The sequence below is a fragment of the Pseudonocardia pini genome (assembly GCF_013870575.1).
Lineage (GTDB): Bacteria > Actinomycetota > Actinomycetes > Mycobacteriales > Pseudonocardiaceae > Pseudonocardia > Pseudonocardia pini.
Genome location: NZ_JACBXB010000015.1, coordinates 1 through 21,875, shown reverse-complemented (window position 1 = coordinate 21,875; position 21,875 = coordinate 1). Strand labels below are relative to the sequence as shown.

Sequence of the window (21,875 nt, the reverse complement as noted above, 5' to 3'; positions counted from 1 at the left end):
CGCTGGGTCGCCCCGACGCGGCGCGAGTGGAGCCTCCTGCTGCTCTGCGGCCTCGCGTGGTTCGCGGTCTACAACGTGGCGCTGAACGCCGCCGAGCAGCGCGTCGACGCCGGCACCACGGCCATGCTCGTCAACATCGGGCCGATCCTCATCGCCCTGTTCGCCGGGGTACTCCTGCACGAGGGCTTCCCCCGGCCGCTGCTGATCGGGGCGGGCATCGCGTTCGCGGGTGCCGTCGTGATCGGCGCGTCGACCGCCGAGGGGGACACCACGGACCTGGTGGGCGTCGCGCTCTGCGTCGTCGCCGCGGTGACCTATGCGGTCGGCGTGCTGGCGCAGAAGCCGGTGCTGCGGAGGCTCCCCGCCCTCCAGGTCACGTTCCTGGCCTGCGCGATCGGCACCGTGGCGTGCCTGCCGTTCGCGGGTGACCTGGTACGCGACGTGGCGGCCGCGCCCGCCAGCGCCACGCTCTGGCTCGCGTACCTCGGCCTGGTCCCGACCGCACTCGCGTTCAGCACCTGGGCCTTCGCACTGTCCAGGATGGACGCCGGACGACTCGGGGTGACCACCTACCTCGTCCCGCCGATCACGGTCGGCATGGCCGCACTGCTGCTGAGCGAGGCCCCGCCGGCACTCGCACTCCTCGGCGGGGCCCTCTGCCTCGTGGGGGTGGCCCTGACGCGGATCAGGCCCCGCGACCGGAGCCGCGGGGCCTGATACCTTCCCGAACTGACGCGCCGCTCCCACCACGAAGCGACAAGACTTAAGTTAGCCTCGCCTCACCGAGGCGTCAACCCTCCGTTTGAGGACGATCGCGACGGCGAGCACGGACACCACCGTGACCACCCCGCCCACGATCAGCGGCGACCGCCCCCCGAAGTGCTCGGCGAGCACCCCCAGCACCGGCCCGCCCAGTGGCGTCCCGCCCAACAGCAGCAGCATGTACAGACCCATCACGCGGCCCCGCATGTGCGGGTCCACGGACAGCTGCACCGCCGAGTTCGCCGCGGTCGTGAAGGTCAGCGCCGCGAACCCGACGGGCACCAGCGCGATCCCCGCCGCCAGGTACGTCGGCATCGCCCCGGCCACCACGAGCAGCACGCCGAACACCAGCCCGGCGCCGGCGACCAGGCGCAGCCGCGGCTTCGTGGTGCGCCGGGCGGCGAGCGTGGCCCCGAGCACCGACCCGACGGCCAGCAGCGTGGTGAGCATGCCGTAGCCCTGCGCGTCCCGGCCGAAGACGTTGCGGGCCAGCAGCGCGATCGTCATGAAGAAGTTGATCCCGAAGGTCGAGACCAGGAAGACCAGCACCATGATCGCGACGAGGTCGGGTCGGGCCCGGACGTAGGCCAGCCCGTCCCGCAGCTGGTGGGGCGCCCGCGGCACCCGCTCGCTGCGGTACAGCCGCTCGGGCCGCATGAGCAGCAGCCCGGTGATCACCGCGACGAAGCTGACCGCGTTGACCAGGAAGACCCATCCGGTGCCGACCACGACGATCAGTGCGCCCGCCACCGCAGGCCCGATGATCCGGGCGAGGTTGAACACCAACGAGTTGAGCGCCACGGCGTTGACCACCTGCCCCGGCCCGACCATCTCGGACACGAAGGCCTGCCGGATCGGGGTGTCCAGCGCGGAGAAGCAGCCGAGCAGCAGGCACAGCAGGTAGACCTGCCCCAGCGCGACGACGCCGGTGAGCACGACCGTGCCCAGCACCACCGCGCAGAGCCCCATCGCCGCCTGGATCGCCACCAGCACGACCCGCTTGTCGACCCGGTCCGCCAGCACCCCGCCCCAGAGCGAGAGGAACAGCGTCGGCGCGAACTGCAGCGCGGCGGCGATCCCCAGCGCGGTGGCGCTGCCGTCCGTCAGGTCCAGGACCAGCCAGTCCTGCGCGATGCGCTGCATCCACGTGCCGACGTTGGACACGATCTGCCCGGACAGGAAGAGCCGGTAGTTGGGGACGCGGAGCGACGCGAACATCCCGCCACGGGATGCGCCGGGGCCCGCGGGGACGGGGGACTCGGCGATCGCACTCACAGTGTCCTTAGCTTACAACAACGACCGGATCGGCCCCACGGCGAAGTACCCCACGAAGGCGACCGCCACGACCCACATCAGCGGGTGCACGGTCCGGGCCCTGCCGGTGGCCGCGGCGAGCAGCACGTAGCTGACGAAGCCGGCGCCGATGCCGTTGGCGATCGAGTAGGTGAACGGCATGACGACGATCGTGAGGAACGCGGGCAACGCCGTGCGCAGGTCGGTCAGGTCGATGCCCGAGACCTGCCGGAACATCATCGCCCCGACGATCACCAGCGCGGGCGCCGCGGCCTCGACGGGCACGATCGCGTAGAGCGGGGTCAGGAACATCGCGGCGAGGAACAGCACCCCGGTGACGACGTTCGCGAGCCCCGTCCGGGCGCCCTCGGCGATCCCGGAGGCGGACTCCACGAACACCGTGTTCGACGACGACGAGCCCAGCCCGCCCGCCACCGCGCCCGCCCCCTCGACGACGAGGGCCTTGCCGATGTTCGGCAGCTGCCCCTTCTCGTCGGTCAGGCCCGCCTGCCCACCGAGGCCGGTCATCGTGCCCATCGCGTCGAAGAAGTTGGCCAGGACCAGCGTGAACACCAGCAAAACGACGGTCAGCACGTCCAGCCGCGAGAAGGCCCCGAACGAGACGTCCCCGACCAGCGAGAGATCCGGCAGCCCCACGACGCTGTCCGGCAGCCGCGGCACGGACAGCGACCAGCCCTTCGGGTTCGTCGCCGAGGAGCCGACCTGCGCGATCGCCTCCACCACGATGGCGATCACGGTCGTGACCGCGACGCCGATCAGCAGTCCCGCCCGCACCCCCCGCACCACCAGCACGCCGGTGACCAGCAGCCCGATCACGAACACGAACGTCGGCCAGGAGGCGATCGAGCCGTCGATGCCGAGCCCGACGGGGACCGTGGTGTTCGCCGCGTCGGGCAGCCTGCGGACGAAGCCGGCGTCGACCAGCCCGATCAGTGCGATGAACGCCCCGATCCCGACGGCGATCGCGGCCTTGAGCGCGGGCGGGACGGCGTTGAAGACCGCCGTGCGGAAGCCGGTGACGGCCAGCAGGACGATCACCACGCCGTCGAGCACGACCAGGCCCATGGCCTCGGGCCAGGTCATCATCGGCGCGATGGTCACGGCGAGCAGCGTGTTGATGCCCAGCCCGGTGGCGATCGCGAAGGGCAGGTTCGCCACGAGTCCGAACAGGATGGTCATGACGCCGGCGACCAGCGCCGTCACCGCCGCGACCTGGGAGATCGGCAGGATCCCGCCGAGCGAGTCCGTCTTGGCACCGGGGTCCGTGGCCGAGACGCTGCCGAGGATCAGCGGGTTGAGCACGATGATGTAGGACATCGTCACGAAGGTGACGAGGCCGCCGCGGAGCTCCCGTGGGACCGTGGACCCCCGCCCGACCACTGTGAACAGACGCTCGATCACGGACCACACCGTAGGGGCGATTCCCAGCGCGCGCTCAGCAGGCGGCGGGTACGGTTCGGCGCATGGTCGACCCGCCCGCGCTGCCGCGCAGCACCACCGACATCACGCTGGTGGTCGCGGTCGGCACGCTGGTGTGGCTCACCGGGGCGGCGGTGCTGTTCCTCGCCCACGTCCTCGGCGGCCGCCCGCTCGACATCTGGTTCACCACGTGCGCGGTCGGCGCGGGGCTCGGCGCGCTCGGCTTCGGGATCTTCTCCTGGCAGCGCTCCGCGGCCCGCCGCGGCTCCCGCCTGGCCCAGGGTGGCCTCGACGACTGACGGTCTTGCTCATAGTCGCTGAGCGAGGCCGTCGTCCGCACATAGGGTTGGGCCATGAGTGACCGTCCCACCGCCGTCGTGACCGGAGCCAGCTCCGGGATCGGCGCCGCCACCGCCCGCGCCCTGGCCGCCGCCGGGTTCCACGTCGTCCTCGGCGCCCGCCGGGTGGACCGGCTCGAGGCCATCGCGAAGGAGATCGACGGGACCGCGCTCCCGCTCGACGTCACCGACCGTTCGTCCGTGGCGGCCTTCGTCGCCGCGGTGCCGGAGTGCGCGCTGCTGGTGAACAACGCGGGCGGCGCGAAGGGCCTGGAGCCGGTCGAGCAGGCCGACGAGGCGGACTGGGTCTGGATGTACGAGGTCAACGTGCTGGGCACGTTGCGGCTGGTCCAGGGACTGCTGCCGAAGCTGCGGGCCTCCGGGGACGGGCACATCGTCACCGTGACCTCGATCGCCGCGCTCGAGCCCTACGACAAGGGTGCCGGGTACACCGGCGCCAAGCACGCGCAGGCGATGCTGCACCGCACCCTGCGCGGCGAGCTGCTGGGCGAGCCGATCCGGCTCACCGAGATCCTGCCGGGGATGGTCGAGACCGAGTTCTCCCTCGTCCGGCTGGGTGACCGGGAGAAGGCGGACAACGTCTACAAGGGCCTGACCCCGCTCACCGCCGAGGACGTGGCCGACGTGATCGCCTTCGCCGCCACCCGGCCCAGCCACGTGAACCTGGACCAGATCGTGCTCAAGCCCCGCGCCCAGGCCGACGCCATGCGGGCCTACCGGCAGAGCTGATCACCGCCCCTGACCCATCGGCGCCGGATACGGCCTCGATGGGTCGGGGACGGTGATCAGGACCCGCGCAGCGCGGCGACGGTCTCCTCGGCGAGCGCGAGGGCGAGGTCGCACAGCGGTGGGGCCGTGCTCGCGAGCATGCTTGCGCCTGCGCTGAAGGCTTGTGTGTCAGCGACGCCGACGACGACCCGACAGGTCGGGCTGTCGGCGGTGTCGATTCGCATCGCCGGGTAGCCGTCCACGCTGAGCGGCTCACGGGCGGTGAGCACTCCACCGAGTTGGTCGACGAGTTCGAGGCCGACACCGTGATTGGTCACCAGTGTCAAATCAAATGTCTCGTCCGTCGACTCCCATGTGCACGTCGTGGACGAGGCACCGGTGTCGTGGAAGAAAGGTGCGGGCTTCAGCCGTAGCCGGATGATGGCACTCGGCAAGAGGGTCGAGCAGGCATCTCTGGCATGAAGATCGAGCGGGGACGCGACGACGGACGTACTTGGGGCCTCTGTCGTGTGGACCGGAAACGGTGGAGGCTCGGAACATCCGCCCACAGCCACCAGCGCCGTGATCACAACCGCGATGCGTCGCGCAGTCACGCGCGCGCAGAGATGTCCGCGGCGCTGTACCCGCTCCGCTGCTGCTCAAGCGCCTCTGTCGTCAGAATGAGGTGGCGATGCCATTCCGCGAGGTAGCTTCGCGCTCGCTCCACCATGACGTTCGCCTGCACGGCACCGTTGACGCTCACCGCATCGGTACCGGGACTGGCGATGGCATACGGCTCCAGTGATCTCTCCAGCCGTCTGATCTCGTCCGCAACGGTGGTCAGGCGCGCCATGACCGCGTCGATCGCCTCCGGATCCACCCTCAGCACCCCGCCGGGGGCCGAAGGCGAGACGACAGGGGTGGGTCCGGCTTCGTCCCAGCGCGGCGCGGTCACGGCCTGATGATCTCAAGACCCCTGCGTCGAGGCGAGCGTCCCGGCCGAACCGTTCGCAGTCGTGAACTCCTCAGACGCCCTCGTCGGAGTGGCGGTGCTCGTCGGCGGCGTCGCCGGGCGCTCGACCGGAGGAGGCCTCGGCGACCCGCTCCTCGGACTCCCCCAGGATCTCCGCGGCCTCGGCGCGCCGGTCGGTGTCGCCCTCGACCGCGCGCTCCTCCGGCAACGGCTCGGCTCGGGTCTCGGCGCGCTCGGTGGCGGCGCTGTTCACGGACGGATCGGTCATGCCTCCGGCCTACCCGAAACCCCGCCCGGCTAAAGCGCCGACAGCTCCTGCCACTGCGCCCAGGACACCGTCCAGTCCCAGACGTCGCCGTCCTTCGCCGACAGCTCGACGGGCGCTCCCGTCACCTCGACGGGATCACCGAACAGCGCCGTGTCGTAGTAGGCCTTGGCGTTCTCGATCGACAGGTTCACGCAGCCGTGCGTGACGTTCGACGACCCCTGCGCCCCCGCCGAGGCCGGGTTGGCGTGGATGAACTCGCCGTTGTTGCTCATCCGCACGGCCCACTTCTCCATGACGTCGTAGCCGTACTGCGCGCTGGTCATCCGCTTGTCGGTGAACTTCTCGGTGACGACGTGGATGCCCGAGCGGGTGTTGCGGTTCGGGTCCGAGGCGAGCCCGTAGCTCGCCGGGTAGTCCGCGACCTGCTGACCGTCTCGCTCCACGACCATCCGGAAGGACTGCGCGTCCGCCTTCACGATCTGCGCCCGGCCGATCTCGAAGTCGCTGCTCACGTCCGCGGCGCCGAAGCGACCCTCGCCGTAGTCCACACCGTAGAGCTTCGCCGCGACCGAGACCTTCGTGTACGCGGGCCAGTACTCCTTGGGTCGCCAGTGCACCCGGGAGCCGCCGTTCTCGTCGGCGAGCCAGCCCCAGGCGCCCTCGACCGGCACCGACGTCTGCACCGACAGCGCCCGCTCGACGGCCGCCCGGTCCTCGACGTGGGCGTTGAACTGGATCTCGATGGGCGCGGCGATCCCGACGGTCCGCCCGTCGCCGATGTTGAGCACCCCGCGCACGACCTTCGACGGGGCCACGGTGTGGAAGCCGCCCTGCAGCGGCACCGCCACGCCGTCCGCGCCCGCGGCGGTGCCGCTCCACGTGTACCGCGTGTCGTACCCGAGGGGCTCGGTGGTGCTCCACGAGGTCCGCTCCGCGTTCAGCGCGCCCTCGACCTGCTCGCCCTCCGGGTTCGTCAACGCGACCTGCGTGAGCGTTCCGTCGCTCACAGTGACGGATGCAGGCGCGGTCGGGCCGATCCCGGTCGCCTCCGGACCCGGCGCGTAGGCCACCTGGACGGGCTTCGCCGCGAGTGCGGGCAGGCTCACGCCACCCCGCCCGGCCGCCGTCGCCGCCGTGACCACACCGAGGATCCCGACCACCAACACGGCCAGGACCAGCAGTAAGCGCCTCATCACCCTCCCCCGCACACAGAAGCTCCCCAGGTATACGGACGTGCGATCACGCGCCCGGGTTGCCTCGGCTCGCGAGGTTACGCGTCACCACCGACAGCGACGACCGCGCACCACGATCGAGTGACCGCTCGGGTGGCTACAGCGCGCACCCGACGAGGACGGGCTCGGGGTGCAGGTCGATGCCGAACCGCGCGCGCACCCCGGCCTGCACCTCTCGGGCCAGCTCGAGGAGGTCCTCGGTCCGGCCGCCGCCCCGGTTGGTCAGGGCCAGGACGTGCCGCGAGGACAGCGCCACCCGACCTCCGGGGCCCTGGTGCCCCGGCGCGAACCCGGCGTGCTGGATCAGCCACGCGGCGGGCAGCTTGACCCGCCCGCCCGCGGGCCAGCGCGGCATCTCCGGGTCCGGGGCGGCGTCGACGATCGGGTTGGTGAAGAAGGAGCCCGCGCTCCAGGTGTCGTGGTCCTCGGCCGCCAGCACCATGCCCTTGCCCCGGCGGAGCTCCAGGACGGCCTCCCGCGCGACGGCGGCGGGAACGGTCGAGCCCGGATCCACCCCCAGCACCCGCGCCAGCTCGGCATAGGCGATCGGCATGCTCGCTCCGCCGCCGGGCAGGACGAACCGCACCCGGAGGACGACGGCCGCCGCGGACCCCTTCAGGACGCTGGTCCGGTAGCCGAGGCCGAGGTCCGCGGCGGGCACCGTGGCCGTCGAGCCGGAGGCGCGGTCGTAGAGGTCGACCGACTCCAGGAGCGCGGCGACCTCCACGCCGTACGCGCCGACGTTCTGCACCGGGGTGGCGCCCGTGCGCCCCGGGATCCCGGAGAGGCACTCCAGCCCGCCGAGACCCTCGGCGACGGTCGCCGCCACGACCGTGTCCCAGTCCTCCCCCGCCTCGACCGTGAGCAGCACGGACCCGTCCGGTCGGCGTTCGGTGACGATCCCCGTGGACGCGACGCGGACGACCGTGCCGGGGAACCCGGCGTCGGCCACCACGAGGTTCGAGCCGCCGCCGAGCAGCAGGACGGGCTCGCCGACGGCGTCGGCCTTGCGGACCTCCTCGACGACCGACTCGGCGTCGGGCGCCTCGACCAGGCGGCCCGCCGGTCCGCCCAGGCGGAGCGTGGTGAGGTCGGAGAGCGTCTGCACGGGGCGCAACGGTAGCCGTCGAGGTAACCTCCGCCGGTGCCCCGGTCGACCGAGTTCCGCGCCACCAGCACCCATCCCGTCGACGCCGTGTTCGCGGCCATGATCGACCGGCAGATCCTGAGCGACCGCCTCGCCGTGATGGGTGGGCCCGGGGCGGGCATCCTCGAGTACGAGAAGGTCGGGGAGGGCGCGAAGTACCGGGTGAAGCACGGCATCGACGCACAGCACCTCCCCGGTGTGGTGAAGACCGTCGTCGGGAACGACGGCATCCAGATCGAGCGGGACGAGACCTGGACCCGCGCGGGCGACGGGTACGACGGCACGGTCGGCGTGGCGCTCCCGGGCCTGCCCGCCCGCGCGTCCGGCGTGATGCGGCTGTCCCCGGTCGGCACCGGGAGCGAGCTGGTCGTGCGGGTGGACGTGTCGGTCAACGTGCCGATCATCGGCGGCAAGATCGAGGAGACCGTCGGCAAGGAGATCGTGCGGTTGCTGGAGATGGAGACGGACTACACCCTGAGCCGACTCTGACGGCCTGACCTGGCACGATCGCACCGTGGACCCCGGAGCCGACCGCCGCTACGTCATCACCTTCAGCTGCCCCGACCGCACGGGCATCGTCGCGCGCATCGCCGGGTTCCTGGCCGAGACCGGGGCCTGGATCGTGGAGGCCGCCTACCACGCGGACGCCGACGAGAACTGGTTCTTCACCCGCCAGGCCGTGCGCGCGGACTCCGTGCCCTTCTCCGTCGACGAGCTCCGGACCCGGTTCGCGCAGGTGGCCGAGGAGTTCGGGCCGGAGGCGACCTGGCGCGTCACCGACACCGGGGTGCCGAAGCACGCGGTGCTGCTGGTCACCAAGGAGCCGCACTGCCTGCACGACCTCCTCGGGCGGATCGCCGCGGGCGAGCTGCCCGTCACGCTCGACGCGGTGATCGGCAACCACCCGGACCTCGCGAAGCTCGTCGAGGCCCACGGGGTGCCGTTCCACCACGTCCCGTTCCCCGGGCCGCGCGACCCGAAGCGCGAGCAGGGGAAGGTGGCCTCCTTCGAGAAGGTCCGGCAGATCGTGGACCCCTTCGAGCCCGACGCGATCGTCCTCGCCCGGTTCATGCAGATCCTGCCCGCGCACCTGTGCGAGGAGTGGGCGGGGCGGGCGATCAACATCCACCACAGCTTCCTGCCCTCGTTCATGGGCGCGCGGCCCTACCACCAGGCCCACCAGCGCGGGGTGAAGCTGATCGGCGCGACCTGCCACTACGCCACCGCGGACCTCGACGCGGGCCCGATCCTCGAGCAGGACGTCATCCGGGTGGACCACGGCGACACGGTGGCGAGCATGGTCCGGCGCGGCCGCGACATCGAGCGCCTGGTCCTCGCGCGGGGGTTGCGCTGGCACCTCGAGGACCGAGTACTCGTGCACGGGAACAAGACGGTCGTCTTCCGCTGACCGACCGACGAGGGGTGGTCCGATGAGCGACACGGGTCGGGAGGAGATCGCCCTCCACGCCTTCACCGCGGTCGACGGGGTCGAGGACCTGGGCCCCTACGTCCAGGGGCTGGAGGCCTTCGACCGGCTGCCGCTGCTGGGCGAGCTCAAGGCCCTCGCGATCGAGCGGACCCGCACCGGGCCCGGCAGCCGGGTGCTCGACGTCGGCTGCGGGTTCGGGTTGGAGACGCTGCGGCTGGCCGAGGTGGTCGGCCCGACCGGCGCGGTCACCGGCATCGACTCCAGTGCCCGTTTCGTGGCCGAGGCGCAGCGGCGGGCCGCCGGGCGCGGGAACGTCGGGTTCCGGCACGAGGACGCCCAGCGGCTCCCCTTCGCCGACGCCGCCTTCGACGTCGTCCGCGCCGAGCGGGTGCTCGTCTACGTGGACGACCCGGCCCGCGCCCTCGACGAGATGGTCCGGGTGACCCGGCCCGGCGGCGCCGTCGCGCTGATCATGCCGGACTTCGAGACCAACACCGTGAACGTCCCCGACCCTGCGCTCACCCGGGCCGTGCTCGCGCACGAGGCGGACACCTCGGTGCCGAACGCGCGGCTGTCCCACGACGTGCGCGCGCTGCTCGTCGAGCGCGGGCTGCGGAACGTGCAGGTCGGCAGCCGGATGGTCGTGTTCGACCCCGATCTCGCGGCCACGTACTTCGCCGGGGTGGGCGAGTCGGCGGGCGCCTCGGGGGTGGTCGCCCCCGACCGGGCCCGCTGGTGGGTGGCACAGGTGGCGGAGCTGCACGCCGCGGGCAGGCTCTGGGCGGCGATCGGCTACTACCTCTTCACCGCCGACGTCCCCTGAGCCGGGCCGACCCGGTACACCCGCGTCTCGAGCTCCGGCACCCCGCTCACCCCCTCCGATCGGCGACCGTGGTCAGGCCGGCGCGATGTTCGCGTTGACCCGGAAGACGTTCTCCGGGTCGTACTGCGCCTTGACCTGGGCGAGCCGGGCGGTCTTCGGACCGTAGGTCGCGCCGACGACCGTGTCGTCGACCTCCGACATCAGGTTCACGTAGCCACCGGCTCCGCGGGCATGGGGGCGCAGAGCGGTCCAGGTGTCGCGCACCCAGTCCCGCTCGGCGTCGTCGAGGGAGGGGTCGTGGCCGGTCCCCTCGATGGCGAGCGCGATGCCGGAGCGGTCGCCGCCGAAGGCCGTGGCGTCGTCGGGTACCGCGGCGAGCGCACCGCCCAGGGGGAAGGCCAGGACCTGCGACATCGGCGAGCGCAGCGCCGTCCGGTCGGCCAGGATGCCGGCGATCTCGGGAGTCATCCCGGGGAGGTACAGGCCCTTCGTGTACGCGCGGGTCCCGGGGACTGAGGCCTCGTCGAGCATCTGCTGCAGGGCGAGGTACGGGATCGGCATGGCGACGTGGAAGAGCGGATCGAGGGCCGTGACCGTCGCCCGTACGACGTCCGCGTGCTCGCCCGGATCGGCGAAGCCCCCGATCATCACGGCCATGCCCGGGGCGAAGTGGTGCTCCACGGGGACGAAGGGCGCGGGCGGCGCCGCGTTGAACCCCAGCCCACCCGTCACGCCCCGCGGCCAGGAGGCCATCAGGTCGAGGGCGACGACGGCCGCCTCCGCGACCCGCGCCTGCTCCACGAACACCAGGCCGAGCTGGATGATCGGGCCGACCGGGTGCAGCCGGAACTCGAACTCGGTGACCACGCCGAAGTTGCCGCCGCCCCCGCGCAGGCCCCAGAACAGCTCCGGGTGCGCGGTCTCGCTCGCCCGCACGACTCGACCGTCGGCGAGCACGACCTCGGCGGACAGCAGGTTGTCGATCGTGAGGCCGTGCAGCGCGCTCAGCCATCCCCAGCCGCCGCCGAGGGTCAGACCGCCGATGCCGGTGTGGCTGACCGTGCCTGCCGGGACGGCGAGCCCGTGCTGCTGGGTCGCCCCGTCGAGCTCGGCCAACAGGACTCCGCCCCCGCAGCGGGCCGTCCGGGCGACGGGATCGACGTCCACGTGCCGGATCGGGGAGAGATCGACCAGGAGGAACCCGTCGGCGAGGGCGGCCGTCCACGACCCGTGGCCGCCACCACGCACGGCGACGGGCAGGCCTGCGGACCGCGCGAAGCCGACCGCCGCCGCGACGTCCGCGGGGCCGGTGCAGCGGGCGACCAGGCCGGGGCGGTGGTCGATGCGCCCGTTCCACATCACGCGGGCCTCGTCGTACCCGGGATCGGTGGGCAGGACGACGGCCCCGGCCATCCGGGACCGAAGGTCGTCGACGTCCAGCGGTGCGGTGCTCGTCATCGGGTCCTCCCGGGTCGTCCGGACGACGAGGGTGCACCCGAGCAGGGCCGAATGGCTGTACGCAGTTCCCGACCCCCGCGCCGGTCAGGACCTCTTGCCGGCGCGGCTCTCCTTGCTGCCCTGGTAGCCCGCCTTCACCGACACGACGACGACCAGCGCGATCGTGATCCACAGCGCGTACCTGTCGATGGTCAGGACGACGTCGACGGCGTGCTGGCCCAGGCCGTAGCCGAGACCCGCGACCAGGCCCGCGATCAGGGCGGCGCCGATCGCGTCGGCGATCATGAAGGCGGCGAGGCGCATGCGGCCCATGCCCGCCACCGCGAAGACCGCCGGGGCCGGGACGCCCGGCAGCGCCGCCAGCACGACGACGAGCGGCATCGCCCAGGCCGGCCACGACTGGACGCGCGCGACGAACCGCTTGCCGAAGTCCCCCGGCGCCCACAGCTCGATGATCTTGGCGCCCCACCGGCGTCCGGCCAGCCAGAACAGCCAGTTGAACTTGACCATGCCGAAGACACCGGCGGCGATCACGAGCCACAGGTCGCCGTCGCCGACCCGCGCGAAGGCCGCGCCCGCGCCGACGGCGGAGAGGCTGCCGGTGACGGCGCTCAGCGCGATCGGGTGCGAGGCCAGCAGGAACGGCCGGAACGGCATCGAGGCGATCGTGAGCAGCAGGACCCCGAGCGTCGCGAAGACCAGGAACTTGTCGCCGCGCGACATCGGGTGGTCCCACGGCATGGCCTTGCGCCAGGCCTGCTTGGCCTCCTCGAGCTCCTCGGGGCTGTAGTCCTTGGACCGCCAACGGAACCGCTTCGGCTTCTCGTCGGGCCGGGTCTTCTCGTCGGGCCGGGTCGGCGTGCCGTCCGTCTCGGTCATCTCTGTTCCCCGCTCCATGACAGCCAGTCGACACCATGCCGCTGCGGCACGGTCAAGCGCAGACGCGAAAGGCGCCCCCACCGCGCGAGGTGGGGGCGCCCCTCATGATCTCTCAGACGCGCTCGGACGTCTTCTCGAGAGCGATCTCCAGCACCTCGGCGACGTCCGCGACGGGGTGCACCCGCAGCTCACCGCGCACCGACTCCGGCAGGTCGTCGAGGTCGGGCTCGTTGCGCTTCGGGATGATCACGTCGGTCAGGCCCGCCCGGTGCGCGGCAAGCAGCTTCTGCTTGACCCCGCCGATCGGGAGCACCTTGCCCTGCAGCGTGACCTCACCGGTCATGCCGACCGAGGACTTGACCGGGCGTCCGCTGGCGAGCGACGCGAGCGCCGTCGTCATCGTGACGCCCGCCGACGGGCCGTCCTTCGGGACCGCGCCCGCGGGGACGTGCACGTGCAGCTTCTTCGACGCCAGGTCCCCGGCCAGGCCCTTCGACCGCAGGTAGGACAGCGCGATCGAGACGGACTCGGTCATCACCTCGCCGAGCTGGCCGGTGATCATCAGGCCGGGGTCGCCGTCCATCGAGGTGGCCTCGATGAACAGGACGTCCCCGCCCGCGCCGGTCACGGCCAGGCCGGTCGCCACGCCCGGGACGGAGGTCCGCTCCGCCGACTCCGGGGTGAACCGCGGCCTGCCCAGGTACTTGACCAGGGTGTCGGCGTCGACGTGGATCGGCGAGGCCTCCCCCGAGTCCAGACCCACGGCCACCTTGCGCAGGACCTTCGCCAGGCCCCGCTCCAGCTGCCGCACGCCCGCCTCGCGGGTGTACTCGGCGGCGATCATGCCGAGCGCGACCTCGGAGAACTCGACGTCCGCAGGAGCCAGTCCCGCGCGGTCGATCTGCCGCGGGAGCAGGTGGTCGCGGGCGATCGCGATCTTCTCGGCCTCGGTGTAGCCGTCGAGCGTCACGACCTCCATGCGGTCCAGCAGCGGGCCGGGGATGGTGTCGTAGGCGTTCGCGGTGGCGAGGAACAGCACGTTGGACAGGTCCAGGTCCACCTCGAGGTAGTGGTCGCGGAACGTGTGGTTCTGCGCCGGGTCGAGCACCTCGAGCAGGGCCGCGGACGGGTCGCCGCGATAGTCGCTGCCGACCTTGTCGATCTCGTCCAGCAGCACGACCGGGTTCATCGAGCCCGCCTCGCGGATGGCCCGGACGATCCGGCCGGGCAGCGCGCCGACGTAGGTGCGCCGGTGCCCCCGGATCTCCGCCTCGTCGCGGACGCCACCGAGGGCGACGCGGACGAACTTGCGGCCGAGCGCGTGCGCCACGGACTCACCCAGCGACGTCTTGCCGACGCCGGGCGGGCCGACGAGCGCGAGCACCGCACCGGAGCCGCGGCCACCGATGGTGTCCAGGCCCTTCCGGTTCCGCCGGGACCGGACCGCCAAGAACTCGATCAGCCGCTCCTTGACGTCGTCGAGTCCGGCGTGGTCGGCGTCCAGGATCCGCCGGGCCTCGACGAGGTCGTCGGTGTCCACGGTGGTCTCGGACCAGGGGATGTCCAGGACCGTGTCGAGCCAGGTCCGGATCCAACCGGACTCGGGGCTCTGGTCGGACGCCCGCTCCAGCTTGCCGACCTCGGTCAGCGCGGCCTTGCGGACGTCCTCGGGCAGGTCCGCCGACTCGACGCGCTGCCGGTAGTCCGCCTCGCCCTCGGTGTCGTCGTCGCCCAGCTCCTTGCGGATCGCGGCGAGCTGCTGGCGGAGCAGGAACTCGCGCTGCTGCTTCTCCATGCCCTCGCGGACGTCACCGGCGATCTTCTCGGAGACCTCCTGCTCGGCGACGTGCTCCTTCGTCCACTCCAGCAGCAGCTCGAGCCGACGGGTCACGTCGGTCTCGGCGAGCAGCTGGGACTTGTGCTCGAGGTCGAGCCACTGGTTCCAGCCGGCCGTGTCGGCCAGCTCGGACGGGTCCGTGATCTGCTGGACGCCGTCGATGATCTGCCAGGCGCCGCGCTGCTGGAGGATCGAGACGACGAGCGCCTTGTACTCCTTGGCGAGCTCCTGGGTCCGACCCGTCACGGGGGAGTCCTCGACGAGCGAGGCCTCGACCCACAGGGCCGATCCGGGGCCGGTCACGCCGGACCCGATGCGCGCCCGCGTCTCACCGCGGACGACGGCGGCACGCTCGCCACTCGGGAGCCTGCCGATCTGTTCGAGGACCGCGACCACACCGATCGCGGCGTACTTGCCGTCGAGGCGGGGCACGACGAGGACCTTCTTGTCTGTGCCGCCGTCGGACGCCGCGCCTGCGACGTCCACGGCCGCCTGAACCTCCGGAGCGTCGAGACGGACCGGAACCACCATGCCGGGCAGCACCACCGAGTCGGTCAGCGGAAGCACCGGCAGCTTCAGCGTCTGTGTCATGCCCGGTCCAACGCTTAACCTGCAAGTCACATTCCAGCGCTCAAGTAATTCTTCCCGGAGCGAACACAGGAACCTTGAGTCACCTCGACTCTACTCGGCCGCCATCCGCAGGATCGCCTCCAGATCGCGGCGCAGGTCCTTCACCCGCTCCGGGCCGAGCAGCCCGGCGATCCGGCCCTCCACCTCCGGGACCAGCTCCTGCGCCACCGCCACCACCTCACGGCCCCTCGCGGTGGGCAACACGAGCTTCGCCCGCCCGTCGGACGGGTCCGGGACCCGCTCGACGTACCCGCGGACCTCCAGGTAGGCGACGAGCTCGGCCATGGCCTGCTTGGTCACCTGCGCCCGCTCGGCCAGCGCGCTCACCGTGGTCCCGGTCTCGTCGAGGTACTGGAAGACGGCGCCGTGGGCCGTGCGCACCTCACCGAACCCGCGCTCGGCGAGCCGGGCCAGGGCGAGGTCGTTGAGTGCCGTGAAGGTGTCCCGCATGAGGACGGCGAGGTTCTCCGGTCGCGGACGACCGGCCGTGACGGGCCGAGGCCTTGACATTCGACAGGGTTCCTGTCTAACTAGGGATATGGACAAGTTACCTGTCGAGTATGCCCGATGCGAGTGCCTCCGCACGGGGACGGACGAGATCGTGATCCTCGCGGACTGCGCGAGCACCGGCGGCGCGCTCTTCGCCGTGGAGATCCGGATGCAGCCGGGCGGCGGCCCGCCGGTGATGCACCGCCACGATCCCGGCGAGATCTACTTCGTGCGGCGCGGGGAGTTCACCTTCTACCTGGACGACGGGGAGGACGGCGTCCGCCGGGTCACCGCCGGACCCGGCGACGTCGTCCCGATGGCGGGCCGCACGCCGCACACGGTCCGCAACGAGTCCGCGGCCGAGGCGGTGGCGTTCGTCGTGCACGCGCCCGGCGCACCGATGGAGAACTTCTCCCGGGGCGTGGCCGCGCTGGAGGACCCGACGATGGAGAAGGCGCTGGCCGTGGCCGCGGAGAACGGGATCGAGCTGCTCGGCCCGGTACCGGCCTGAGCGCCCGGTCAGCGCCCGAGGTCCTCGACGATCTCGGCGTTCGGCAGGGCCGCCAGCACGGCCCCCGGGACGGCGAGCTTCGAGCCGCGGATCCCGCTCCCGACCACGACAGCCTCGGCGGCCGCGACCTCGGGGGCGACCAGCAGGGGCCAGTCGGCGGGCAGGCCCAGCGGGGTGATGCCGCCGTACTCCATGCCGGTGAGCTCCACGGCCTCCGCCATGGGCGCGAACGAGGCCTTCCGGACGTCGAGCCGCCGCTTGACCACGCCGTTCACGTCGGCCCGCGTGGTCGCGAGGACCAGGCAGGCGGCGAACCGGACCTCACCGGAACGCTTGCCGGAGACCACCACGCAGTTCGCCGAGAACTCGAGCGGGGAGGAGTAGGCCTCGCAGAAGGCGGCGGTGTCCGCCAGCTCGGGATCGATCTCGGCGACCAGGATCCCGGACAGGCCCGCCGCCGCCTTCGCGACGGGCTCGGCCAGCAGGTCGGGACGCTCCGACGCCGGGACGGCGGCGAGGGTGCCGAGCACACTCACCAGCTGTTGCCACCCCGGGAGGCGGCGACGACGGCGGGTTTGACGTCCACCAGGTACACGAGCATGGCCACGGTGCCCGCCAGCCAGAAGAGCGTGAGCTCGCTGCGCAGACCCTGGAACGACATGATCACGCCGTAGACACTCGGCGTGGAGATGACCCCGAACAGGGGGATGACCAGCAGGAACAGCGCCGACGCACCGGTGATGCCCAACCAGGCGTTCTTGGTGAGCTTGCTGGCGGCCTGGAACGCGTCGGCACGCTGACGGATGGCGTGCACGAAGGCGTACCCCGAGCACACCGCGACCACGATGCCGATGACGAACAGCACCAGACGGTCGAGCATGGTGAACACGTTCACCGGGCCAGACTACGTGGGTCGCTGCGATCAGGACATACCCGCGCCCCGTGAGCGGCGTCCCCCGAGAGACCGACGGCCCCGGAGCCGTGGCTCCGGGGCCGTCTGCGGCCGAAGGTCAGGAGGACTTCGGCGGGGTGGTCGTGCGGCGGGCCGCCGGCTTGCGGGTGGCGGCCTTCGGCGTGGTCTTCGCCGGCGTGGTCGTCTTCGGCGTGGTGCGGTTCGCCGCGCGGCGGGTGGTGCTGCGCGTGGTGGCGGCGGCCTCGTCACCGGCCTCGTCGACGGCCTTCGCGGCGTCCTTGCCCGCCTCGGAGACGAACGCCGACGCGTCCGCGGTGACCTCGGTGATGGTCTCCGCCGCCTCGTCGGCCGCCTTCTGCGTGCGGACGGCGACCTTCTCGCCGACCGAGCGGGTCTCGCGGGTCAGGGTGGAGAGGGCCTTCTCGGCGGCGTCGTGCGCGTCGTCGACGAAGGAGTCGACGGTGGCGTCGAGCTTGCCGGTGAACTCCTCGACCGAGCTGAAGGCCTGCTTGACCTGCGGCTGCTTGCGGATGGTCGTCCAGGTCGACTCGCCGTGCTTGGCGAGGTCGCCGTAGTACTTCTCGGCCTGGGTCCGCAGCGACTCGACGAGCTTGCGCAGCTCCTCGGTGGTCAGCTTCGAGCGCAGCCCGTCGATCTCGTTCGGGATGTCGGCGGCGAACTTCTGCGCGGCCTCGGCACGCGCGGCGGCGCGCTCCTTGGCGGTGGCGTACGCACCGAGGATGCTGGAGTACGCGTACTCCCCGGCACCCAGCGCGGCCAGCACCGGCGTCTTGACGACCTCCGCCTGCTCGGCGGCGGACTTGGCAGCCTGCTCACGGACCTTGCGGACGTCCGCGGCGGTCGGCAGCGACACGGCCATGATGATCACTCTCCCTGTTCTGTCGATTCGCCCGGCTCGTTCTCCCGCCGGAAGGACTGGTAGATGTCGAGCAGGACCTGCTTCTGCCGCTCGGTGAGGTGGGGATCGGTCAGCACGGCGTCGGTGACGACGCCCGCGGGCCGTTCCTCGAGGATCCCCGCCTTGACGTAGAGCGCCTCCGCGGAGATCCGCAACCCCTTCGCGATCTGCTGCAGGATCTCGGCCGACGGCGTACGCAGCCCGCGCTCGATCTGACTGAGGTACGGATTGCTCACGCCTGCCGTCCGGGCGAGCTGTCGCAGGGAGACCTGCGCCGACTCACGTTGCGCGCGGATGTAGGAGCCGATGTCGTCGACGGTCTTCTCGACCACGTGACCCACCTGGCCGACGGCCTGGTTGATCCTCTCGGCCGGACCCTCGCCCTGCTCGGTCATCCCGCACCTCCCGGACGCCTTCGACGGTACGCACCAGTGCTAGCTCCTGCAAGCAGGGTGCTTGCGCAGGTGGAGTGGCCTTGGCCACGATTCAGCTACGCTGCGCCGATGATCTCGGGGGTGCTGCGGGGGCAGGGCCGCCCCGTCGCCGCGGCGGCGGCGGGTGGCGCCGTGGGGGCGCTCGCCCGCTGGACGGTGGGCCTCGGGCTCCCGGCCGCACCGGGGACGTTCCCGCTGGGCACGTTCCTCATCAACGTGGTCGGGTGCCTCGCGATCGGCGCGCTGGTCGAGGTCCTGACCACGCGACCGTCCAACCCCCTGCTGCGTCCCTTCCTCGCCACCGGTGTGCTCGGCGGGTTCACCACGTTCTCGACCTACGCCGTCGACGTCGCGCACCTGCTGCTCGCGGGGCACCCGGGCACCGGCCTGCTCTACCTGGCGGGGACCCTGCTCGCCGCGCTCGCCGCGACCTGGGCGGGGAGGGGAGCGGTGCGATGGTTCCGCTGATGGTGGTGCTCGGTGCCGCGGTCGGGGCGCCTGCGCGCTATCTGACGGACCGGCTGGTCCAGTCCCGGCACACCACGGGCTTCCCGTGGGGGACGTTCACCGTGAACGTCGTGGGTTCGTTCGTCCTCGGCGTGGTGACCGGCGCGGCGGCGAGCCCCTGGGTCACGGCGCTGGTGGGCACCGGCTTCTGCGGCGCCCTGACCACCTACTCGACCTTCGGCTGGGAGACGATCCACCTGTCCCGCCCGCAGGCGGCACTCAACGCGGTCGGCTCGGTGGCGGCAGGCCTGGGCGCAGCCGCCCTGGGCCTGGCGGTAGGCGCCCACCCGTGACCGCATTATGGAGCCACAACTGTCGTTTCGAGGCCCTGGAACGACAGTTGTGGCTCCATAATGCGGTCAGAAGATCAGCTGGGAGACCGTGTAGATCACCAGGCCTGCGAGGGCGCCGACGACCGTGCCGTTGATCCGGATGAACTGCAGGTCGCGGCCGACCTGGAGCTCGATCTTGCGGCTGGTCTCCTCGGCGTCCCACTTCGCGACGGTGTCCGTGATCAGGGTGGTGATCTCGCCGCGGTAGTGGCGCACGACATAGCCCGCGGCGTCGGCCAGCCAACCGTCGAGCCGGGCCCGCAGCTCGGGATCGCCCGCCAGCCGGGCGCCGAGCGCCATCAGCCCGTCCCGCACCCGCGCGCGCAGCTCGCTCGACGGGTCCGCGGCGGCGTCGAGGATCATCCCCTTGGCCACGCCCCAGGCCTGCCCGATGAACTTCTGCACGTCCGGGTGGTCGACGACCTGCTGCTTGACCTGCTCGGCCCGCTCGATGGTCTTCGGGTCGCTCTGCAGGTCCTGCGCGAACTCGGTGAGGAAGCGGTCGACGGCGTGCCGCAGCGGGTGCTCGGGATCGGTCTTCACCGCCCAGGCGTAGCCCTGGATCTCGGTGAACAGCTTGTCGGCCATCATGTCGTCGAGGAACCGGGGCGTCCACATGGGCGCCCGGTCGTGCACGACCCGCATCACCATCTCCTGGTTCGCGGTGACCCAGTCGTAGGCGCGGTCGCACACCAGGTCGACGAGATGGCGGTGGGCCCCGTCGGCCAGGACGCCCTCGAGGAGCTTGCCGAGCGGCGGCCCGACCTCCTTCTCCAGGATCTTCCGGACCAGGACCTGCTCGATCAGGTCCTGCACGACGTCGTCCTTCAGGACGGTGACGATCCCGCGGGCCGCGGTGGCGAGCTCGGCCGTGATGCGCTCGGCGTTCTCCCGCTGCGCGATCCAGGAGCCGACCCGGTTCGAGACCTCGACCCGGCCCAGCTTGTCCCGCACGACGTCCTCGGACAGGAAGTTCTCGCCGACGAAGTCGCCCAGCGAGTCGCCGATGGTGTCCTTCTTGCGCGGGATGATCGCGGTGTGCGGGATCGGGATCCCGAGCGGGTGCCGGAACAGCGCGGTCACGGCGAACCAGTCCGCCAGCGCGCCGACCATCCCCGCCTCGGCGGCGGCGCGGACGTAGCCCGCCCACGCCTGCCCCTGGATCTCCTCCAGGTAGCGCATCACGAAGAAGACCACGGTGGCGCCGAGCAGGAAGCCCGTCGCGACCATCTTCATCTTCCGGAGGTCGCGGCGCTTCTGCTCCTCGGCCTCGGGGCCGAGACCCAGCCCCGCGGGGATGCTGCCGCCGGACGGCCGCGACGGCGCGGCGGCAAGGGCACGGTCGGAACTCACCTCCCCATAGTGCCTGCCCCGGCGAGGGAGCCGGTGAGCCGACCTGAGAAGTGACGGACCCGAGACATGACTACGGCCGGGTCCGGCGAGTCGTCCGCCGGACCCGGCCGGGGTCCGAGGTGCGGCCGCGGGCGCCCGTGGAGTGCACGGGCCCGCGCCGCACCTGGTGCGTCCCGTCGTCCGGGTGCGCGGGCGATGCCGCGCGGGACCCTCCGGACCGGGGACGCCGGGGCTCCGCTAGGAGACCCCTCTGGTGACCGCCGCTGCGGACCGCTGGGTGTCCGGCCGCTGGTCACGCCTGCCGACGGGCTCGTCGGCAGGCTCCTGCTCCGCCCGACGCCGCACGGCGACCTGGACGGCTTCGATGATCACGTCGGCATCGGGGACGACGTACCCGGTGAAGGCCGGGCGGACCCGCCACTGCACCCATCCGTCGGGCCGCTCGGTCGGCGGGGCGAGCACCCCGATGCCGTCGGTGTGCAGCACGACGTCCGTGTGCAGCGAGAGCTCCGCGGGCAGCTCGTGGTTCGGGGTCATCGGGAACCACCACGTGTCCTGCGGCGTCGCGGCCACGGGAACGACCATCCCGCGGTCACGCAGCGTGGCGCAGACCCGACGACCGACCTCGGCAGGCACCTCGATGACGTCCAGCACCGTGCCGGTGTCGAGGAGGATGTCGGCGCCCGGTCCCGGCACCAGCGGCCAGCCGTGCTCGCTGTACTCCAGCGCGGCCGCCCGCAGCTCCGCGCCGTAGACGGCTCGGTAGCTGTCCCACCACGACATCCGACCCACTCCTCTTCCGTACCGGTCCCGCCTCGCCTGGGGAGTGCCTGAGCACGTCGCCCACATCACATGCAACACCATCGGCGGGCGCCCGGGTGCGCGTGACCGGGGGGACCGCGGTGACCGCGCGTGACGTAGAGCCGAGTGGCGTCGATCACCGATCATCGGTCGTTCACTCACCGGTGGCCGGTGGGCCGACCGGTCGTCGGGCCGAGACCGGTGGTCGCGGGGTCCTTCTCGTACATGATCATGCGGTTGAGGGCGCCCCGCGGGACGGGGTGGTACGTCCGTTCGCCGACCGCCCGGCGAGGATGGCGGGATGCTGCTGGTGACCGGCGGGACCGGGTTCCTGGGAAGCGTGCTCGTGGACCTCGCGGCGCGGGAGGGCCGGGACCT

At 72.0% G+C, this 21,875-nt stretch carries 26 protein-coding genes; 9 read left to right on the top strand and 17 right to left on the bottom strand.

Annotated features, from left to right (window positions below):
* On the top strand, positions 1 to 717 hold a 717-nt coding region (locus H5J29_RS02450; RefSeq protein WP_181779239.1), incomplete at its 5' end, for a DMT family transporter.
* A 51-nt stretch (positions 718 to 768) separates the two neighbouring features.
* Here H5J29_RS02450 and H5J29_RS02445 read toward each other — a convergent pair.
* Together H5J29_RS02445 and H5J29_RS02440 are read right to left on the bottom strand one after the other, a co-directional pair.
* Positions 769 to 2,037, bottom strand: a complete 1,269-nt coding sequence (locus H5J29_RS02445; RefSeq protein ID WP_376768490.1) for an MFS transporter — start codon at positions 2,035 to 2,037, stop codon at positions 769 to 771.
* 12 nt (positions 2,038 to 2,049) lie between these two features.
* Positions 2,050 to 3,477, bottom strand: coding sequence for an NCS2 family permease (locus H5J29_RS02440; protein ID WP_376768489.1), 1,428 nt, complete (start codon positions 3,475 to 3,477; stop codon positions 2,050 to 2,052).
* 62 nt (positions 3,478 to 3,539) lie between these two features.
* Here H5J29_RS02440 and H5J29_RS02435 point away from each other — a divergent pair, with 62 nt between their 5' ends.
* Together H5J29_RS02435 and H5J29_RS02430 are read left to right on the top strand one after the other, a co-directional pair.
* On the top strand, positions 3,540 to 3,794 hold the full coding sequence (locus tag H5J29_RS02435) for a DUF2530 domain-containing protein (RefSeq protein WP_181779237.1): 255 nt from the start codon (positions 3,540 to 3,542) through the stop codon (positions 3,792 to 3,794).
* Between the two features lie 54 nt (positions 3,795 to 3,848).
* Positions 3,849 to 4,583, top strand: a complete 735-nt coding sequence (locus H5J29_RS02430) for an SDR family NAD(P)-dependent oxidoreductase (RefSeq protein ID WP_181779236.1) — start codon at positions 3,849 to 3,851, stop codon at positions 4,581 to 4,583.
* A gap of 56 nt (positions 4,584 to 4,639) precedes the next feature.
* Here the strand turns inward: H5J29_RS02430 and H5J29_RS02425 are convergent, their stop codons facing one another.
* The 5 genes from H5J29_RS02425 to H5J29_RS02405 all read right to left on the bottom strand — a co-directional run bounded on the left by H5J29_RS02425 (position 4,640) and on the right by H5J29_RS02405 (position 8,143).
* Positions 4,640 to 5,131, bottom strand: coding sequence for a DUF3558 family protein (locus tag H5J29_RS02425; protein ID WP_312858024.1), 492 nt, complete (start codon positions 5,129 to 5,131; stop codon positions 4,640 to 4,642).
* A gap of 41 nt (positions 5,132 to 5,172) precedes the next feature.
* Positions 5,173 to 5,517: a PE domain-containing protein gene (locus tag H5J29_RS02420; protein ID WP_181779234.1), complete on the bottom strand. Its 345-nt coding sequence runs from the start codon at positions 5,515 to 5,517 to the stop codon at positions 5,173 to 5,175.
* Positions 5,518 to 5,587: 70 nt separating this feature from the next.
* Entirely contained in the window at positions 5,588 to 5,803 is a 216-nt protein-coding gene (locus tag H5J29_RS02415; RefSeq protein WP_181779233.1) for a hypothetical protein, read from the bottom strand.
* A 29-nt stretch (positions 5,804 to 5,832) separates the two neighbouring features.
* Positions 5,833 to 6,996 (bottom strand): L,D-transpeptidase, encoded by a 1,164-nt coding sequence (locus tag H5J29_RS02410; RefSeq protein ID WP_181779232.1) that lies wholly within the window; start codon positions 6,994 to 6,996, stop codon positions 5,833 to 5,835.
* Between the two features lie 136 nt (positions 6,997 to 7,132).
* Positions 7,133 to 8,143: a UDP-N-acetylmuramate dehydrogenase gene (locus tag H5J29_RS02405; RefSeq protein ID WP_312858023.1), complete on the bottom strand. Its 1,011-nt coding sequence runs from the start codon at positions 8,141 to 8,143 to the stop codon at positions 7,133 to 7,135.
* Positions 8,144 to 8,179: 36 nt separating this feature from the next.
* Between H5J29_RS02405 and H5J29_RS02400 the strand changes: the two genes are divergently transcribed.
* The 3 genes from H5J29_RS02400 to H5J29_RS02390 are packed head-to-tail and all read left to right on the top strand — an operon-like array spanning position 8,180 to position 10,434.
* On the top strand, positions 8,180 to 8,671 hold the full coding sequence (locus H5J29_RS02400; protein WP_181779230.1) for a DUF2505 domain-containing protein: 492 nt from the start codon (positions 8,180 to 8,182) through the stop codon (positions 8,669 to 8,671).
* Between the two features lie 25 nt (positions 8,672 to 8,696).
* Positions 8,697 to 9,590: a formyltetrahydrofolate deformylase gene (purU, locus tag H5J29_RS02395; protein WP_181779229.1), complete on the top strand. Its 894-nt coding sequence runs from the start codon at positions 8,697 to 8,699 to the stop codon at positions 9,588 to 9,590.
* A gap of 22 nt (positions 9,591 to 9,612) precedes the next feature.
* Positions 9,613 to 10,434, top strand: a complete 822-nt coding sequence (locus tag H5J29_RS02390) for a methyltransferase domain-containing protein (protein WP_181779228.1) — start codon at positions 9,613 to 9,615, stop codon at positions 10,432 to 10,434.
* 72 nt (positions 10,435 to 10,506) lie between these two features.
* On the opposite strand, the gene H5J29_RS02385 is transcribed toward H5J29_RS02390, so the two are convergent.
* The 4 genes from H5J29_RS02385 to H5J29_RS02370 form a co-directional block, all read right to left on the bottom strand.
* Positions 10,507 to 11,892 (bottom strand): FAD-binding oxidoreductase, encoded by a 1,386-nt coding sequence (locus H5J29_RS02385; protein WP_181779227.1) that lies wholly within the window; start codon positions 11,890 to 11,892, stop codon positions 10,507 to 10,509.
* Between the two features lie 84 nt (positions 11,893 to 11,976).
* Entirely contained in the window at positions 11,977 to 12,771 is a 795-nt protein-coding gene (locus tag H5J29_RS02380) for a DedA family protein (RefSeq protein ID WP_246393321.1), read from the bottom strand.
* A 112-nt stretch (positions 12,772 to 12,883) separates the two neighbouring features.
* Entirely contained in the window at positions 12,884 to 15,199 is a 2,316-nt protein-coding gene (lon, locus tag H5J29_RS02375) for an endopeptidase La (protein ID WP_181779225.1), read from the bottom strand.
* A gap of 90 nt (positions 15,200 to 15,289) precedes the next feature.
* On the bottom strand, positions 15,290 to 15,688 hold the full coding sequence (locus H5J29_RS02370; RefSeq protein ID WP_220186898.1) for a MarR family winged helix-turn-helix transcriptional regulator: 399 nt from the start codon (positions 15,686 to 15,688) through the stop codon (positions 15,290 to 15,292).
* 151 nt (positions 15,689 to 15,839) lie between these two features.
* Here H5J29_RS02370 and H5J29_RS02365 point away from each other — a divergent pair, with 151 nt between their 5' ends.
* Entirely contained in the window at positions 15,840 to 16,238 is a 399-nt protein-coding gene (locus H5J29_RS02365; protein ID WP_220186897.1) for a cupin domain-containing protein, read from the top strand.
* Between the two features lie 8 nt (positions 16,239 to 16,246).
* Here H5J29_RS02365 and H5J29_RS02360 read toward each other — a convergent pair whose 3' ends face one another.
* The 4 genes from H5J29_RS02360 to H5J29_RS02345 all read right to left on the bottom strand — a co-directional run bounded on the left by H5J29_RS02360 (position 16,247) and on the right by H5J29_RS02345 (position 18,465).
* Positions 16,247 to 16,774: a YbaK/EbsC family protein gene (locus H5J29_RS02360; RefSeq protein WP_376768487.1), complete on the bottom strand. Its 528-nt coding sequence runs from the start codon at positions 16,772 to 16,774 to the stop codon at positions 16,247 to 16,249.
* The gene (locus tag H5J29_RS02355; protein WP_312858022.1) at positions 16,771 to 17,133 is read right to left on the bottom strand and encodes a DUF2516 family protein; all 363 of its coding nucleotides are present in this window, start codon (positions 17,131 to 17,133) and stop codon (positions 16,771 to 16,773) included. Before H5J29_RS02355 ends, H5J29_RS02360 begins: the two co-directional genes overlap by 4 nt.
* A 115-nt stretch (positions 17,134 to 17,248) precedes the next feature.
* A complete protein-coding gene (locus tag H5J29_RS02350; RefSeq protein ID WP_181779222.1) occupies positions 17,249 to 18,031 on the bottom strand; it encodes a hypothetical protein in 783 nt (260 codons plus the stop codon).
* Positions 18,032 to 18,036: 5 nt separating this feature from the next.
* On the bottom strand, positions 18,037 to 18,465 hold the full coding sequence (locus H5J29_RS02345; RefSeq protein ID WP_181779221.1) for a helix-turn-helix domain-containing protein: 429 nt from the start codon (positions 18,463 to 18,465) through the stop codon (positions 18,037 to 18,039).
* Between the two features lie 108 nt (positions 18,466 to 18,573).
* On the opposite strand from H5J29_RS02345, the gene crcB reads away from it, so the two are divergent.
* Positions 18,574 to 18,972, top strand: a complete 399-nt coding sequence (crcB, locus tag H5J29_RS02340) for a fluoride efflux transporter CrcB (protein WP_181779220.1) — start codon at positions 18,574 to 18,576, stop codon at positions 18,970 to 18,972.
* Entirely contained in the window at positions 18,960 to 19,304 is a 345-nt protein-coding gene (locus tag H5J29_RS02335; RefSeq protein ID WP_181779219.1) for a fluoride efflux transporter FluC, read from the top strand. Before crcB ends, H5J29_RS02335 begins: the two co-directional genes overlap by 13 nt.
* Positions 19,305 to 19,370: 66 nt before the next feature.
* Here H5J29_RS02335 and H5J29_RS02330 read toward each other — a convergent pair whose 3' ends face one another.
* Both H5J29_RS02330 and H5J29_RS02325 read right to left on the bottom strand, forming a co-directional pair.
* Complete coding sequence (locus tag H5J29_RS02330; protein WP_181779240.1) at positions 19,371 to 20,579, bottom strand: DUF445 domain-containing protein; 1,209 nt, start codon at positions 20,577 to 20,579, stop codon at positions 19,371 to 19,373.
* A 354-nt stretch (positions 20,580 to 20,933) separates the two neighbouring features.
* Complete coding sequence (locus H5J29_RS02325) at positions 20,934 to 21,479, bottom strand: hypothetical protein (RefSeq protein ID WP_181779218.1); 546 nt, start codon at positions 21,477 to 21,479, stop codon at positions 20,934 to 20,936.
* Between the last annotated feature and the right edge of the window lie 396 nt (positions 21,480 to 21,875).

Excerpts from the sequence above, each read along its gene's own strand:
- H5J29_RS02435 (WP_181779237.1), top strand. The coding sequence starts at position 3,540 with ATGGTCGACCCGCCCGCGCTGCCGCGCAGCACCACCGACATCACGCTG.
- H5J29_RS02430 (WP_181779236.1), top strand. The coding sequence starts at position 3,849 with ATGAGTGACCGTCCCACCGCCGTCGTGACCGGAGCCAGCTCCGGGATC.
- H5J29_RS02415 (WP_181779233.1), bottom strand. The coding sequence starts at position 5,803 with ATGACCGATCCGTCCGTGAACAGCGCCGCCACCGAGCGCGCCGAGACC.
- H5J29_RS02410 (WP_181779232.1), bottom strand. The coding sequence starts at position 6,996 with ATGAGGCGCTTACTGCTGGTCCTGGCCGTGTTGGTGGTCGGGATCCTC.
- H5J29_RS02390 (WP_181779228.1), top strand. The coding sequence starts at position 9,613 with ATGAGCGACACGGGTCGGGAGGAGATCGCCCTCCACGCCTTCACCGCG.
- H5J29_RS02385 (WP_181779227.1), bottom strand. The coding sequence starts at position 11,892 with ATGACGAGCACCGCACCGCTGGACGTCGACGACCTTCGGTCCCGGATG.
- H5J29_RS02380 (WP_246393321.1), bottom strand. The coding sequence starts at position 12,771 with ATGACCGAGACGGACGGCACGCCGACCCGGCCCGACGAGAAGACCCGG.
- lon (WP_181779225.1), bottom strand. The coding sequence starts at position 15,199 with ATGACACAGACGCTGAAGCTGCCGGTGCTTCCGCTGACCGACTCGGTG.
- H5J29_RS02370 (WP_220186898.1), bottom strand. The coding sequence starts at position 15,688 with ATGCGGGACACCTTCACGGCACTCAACGACCTCGCCCTGGCCCGGCTC.
- H5J29_RS02350 (WP_181779222.1), bottom strand. The coding sequence starts at position 18,031 with ATGGCCGTGTCGCTGCCGACCGCCGCGGACGTCCGCAAGGTCCGTGAG.
- H5J29_RS02345 (WP_181779221.1), bottom strand. The coding sequence starts at position 18,465 with ATGACCGAGCAGGGCGAGGGTCCGGCCGAGAGGATCAACCAGGCCGTC.
- crcB (WP_181779220.1), top strand. The coding sequence starts at position 18,574 with ATGATCTCGGGGGTGCTGCGGGGGCAGGGCCGCCCCGTCGCCGCGGCG.
- H5J29_RS02335 (WP_181779219.1), top strand. The coding sequence starts at position 18,960 with ATGGTTCCGCTGATGGTGGTGCTCGGTGCCGCGGTCGGGGCGCCTGCG.
- H5J29_RS02330 (WP_181779240.1), bottom strand. The coding sequence starts at position 20,579 with ATGAAGATGGTCGCGACGGGCTTCCTGCTCGGCGCCACCGTGGTCTTC.
- H5J29_RS02325 (WP_181779218.1), bottom strand. The coding sequence starts at position 21,479 with ATGTCGTGGTGGGACAGCTACCGAGCCGTCTACGGCGCGGAGCTGCGG.